The following is a 2021-nucleotide window of genomic DNA, read 5'->3' on the forward strand; positions in this document are numbered from 1 at the left end:
CACGCCGGCGCAGTTGATGACGACCCGGGCGGAGAGCGTCTGCTCCTCCCCCGTCTCGACGTCGGTGACGGTGGCGCCCACGATGCGCTCGCCGGCGCGGGTCAGGCCGGTGACCTTGACCGACGGCAGCACCGTCGCGCCGTAGGAGGCGGCGGTGCGCGCCAGCATCATCGTGTGGCGGGCGTCGTCGGCCTGGGCGTCGTAGTAGAGCAGGCCGCCGGCGAGCGCGTCGCGGCGCAGGCCGGGCGCGAGCTTGAGGGCGCCGGTGCGGGTGAGCTGCTTGTGGCGCGGCAGCGACCGTGCGCCGCCCATCGTGTCGTAGAGGGTGAGGCCGGCCGTGACGTAGGGCCGCTCCCAGACCCGGTGCTGGAGCGGGTAGAGGAACGAGACCGGGCGCACCAGGTGGGGCGCGATGCGGGTGAGCATCAGCTCGCGCTCGCGCAGGGCCTCGCGCACGAGGGAGAAGTTCAGCTGCTCGAGGTAGCGCAGGCCGCCGTGGAACAGCTTCGAGCTGCGCGAGGACGTGCCGGAGGCGAGGTCCCGCTGCTCGACGAGCACCACCCGCAGGCCGCGCGTGGCCGCGTCGAGGGCGACGCCGGCGCCGGTCACGCCGCCACCGACCACCAGGACGTCGATGTCGGCGTCGGCCAGCGAGGCCCAGCCGGCAGCGCGCTCGTCGGGGCCGAGTCGGGACGATCGGGGCATGGCGGTGCACCTCCGAGAGCTGGGTGTGGACGGGTCCCGGCCGTCGTGGCACGCCGGCCCGGCGACCGTTGCTCCCACCCTACTCAGGCGCCGTGGGACCGGGACCGCCCCTTCGGGCACCGCTGCCCTCGGCGGGCTGTGCAAGGATGCCGACGACCCAGGCGCCTGTGGCCCACGTCACGTTCTCGGGCGTCCTCTGACGAGAGGAAAGCGTGTGTTCACCGACATCTTCCTTCCCGAGCTGATGGGGACCGCGATCCTCATCCTCCTCGGCTGCGGCGTGGTGGCCAACGTGGTCCTGCCGAAGACCGGCGGCAACGCCGGCGGCACCCTGATGATCAACTTCGGATGGGGCCTGGCGGTCTACTCCGGCGTTTACGTCGCCTACAAGTCGGGCGCCCACCTCAACCCCGCGGTGACCTTCGGCATCCTCGCGGCGGGCGACTCGGGGCTGTCGTTCGCCGAGGTGGTGACCTACCTGGTCGCCCAGGTGCTCGGCGCCATGCTCGGCGCGACCCTGGCGTGGGCGGCGTACAAGAAGCACTTCGACGACCCCGACGCCGACGAGGGCTCGAAGCTCGGTGTCTTCAGCACGATGCCGACCATCCGGTCCCACGCCTGGAACGTCGTCACCGAGGTGATCGGCACCTTCGTGCTGGTCTTCGTGATCCTGTCCTTCGGGCGCACGCCGACCCAGGTGGGACCGCTGGCGGTGGCGCTGCTGGTCGTCGCGATCGGCGCCAGCCTCGGCGGCCCCACCGGCTACGCCATCAACCCCGCCCGCGACCTCGGTCCGCGGATCATGCACGCGCTGCTGCCGATCCCCCGCAAGGGCAGCAGCGGGTGGGACTACGCCTGGGTGCCCGTCGTGGCACCCCTCGTCGGCGGCACCCTCGGCGGCCTGGCCGCCCGCGCCGTCGGCTTCGTCTGAGCCCCCGCACCACCCGTCCAGTCCTGTCACCCCAGCCAGCACCCACCCACGGAGGCACCGATGCCCAAGACCTACATCCTGTCCATCGACCAGGGGACCACGAGCACCCGCGCGATGATCTTCGACCACTCCGGCTCGGTCGTCGCGGTGGACCAGGTCGAGCACGAGCAGATCTTCCCCAAGGCGGGCTGGGTCGAGCACGACCCGATCGAGATCTGGGAGAACACCCGCAAGGTGATCGGCGGCGCCCTGGCCAAGGCCAACCTCAACAGCAAGAACATTGAGGCCGTCGGCATCACCAACCAGCGCGAGACCGCCGTGGTGTGGGACAAGAACACCGGCCAGCCGGTCTACAACGCGATCGTGTGGCAGGACACCCGCACGC

The 2021-nt window shown here is 71.5% G+C and carries 3 protein-coding genes; 2 read left to right on the plus strand and 1 reads right to left on the minus strand.

Translation table 11 applies throughout. The features are described from left to right. Positions 1 to 705 (minus strand): glycerol-3-phosphate dehydrogenase/oxidase (locus ACFFJG_RS00020; RefSeq protein ID WP_378516567.1); only part of this gene is annotated, 705 nt, incomplete at its 3' end. 214 nt (positions 706 to 919) lie between these two features. Between ACFFJG_RS00020 and ACFFJG_RS00025 the strand changes: the two genes are divergently transcribed. After that, positions 920 to 1636: an MIP/aquaporin family protein gene (locus tag ACFFJG_RS00025; RefSeq protein WP_378516568.1), complete on the plus strand. Its 717-nt coding sequence runs from the start codon at positions 920 to 922 to the stop codon at positions 1634 to 1636. A gap of 60 nt (positions 1637 to 1696) precedes the next feature. Beyond that, the coding region (locus ACFFJG_RS00030; RefSeq protein WP_378519426.1) for an FGGY family carbohydrate kinase at positions 1697 to 2021 on the plus strand (325 nt) is incomplete at its 3' end.

It is taken from the genome of Nocardioides zeicaulis, assembly GCF_042432345.1.
Classification (GTDB): domain Bacteria; phylum Actinomycetota; class Actinomycetes; order Propionibacteriales; family Nocardioidaceae; genus Nocardioides; species Nocardioides zeicaulis.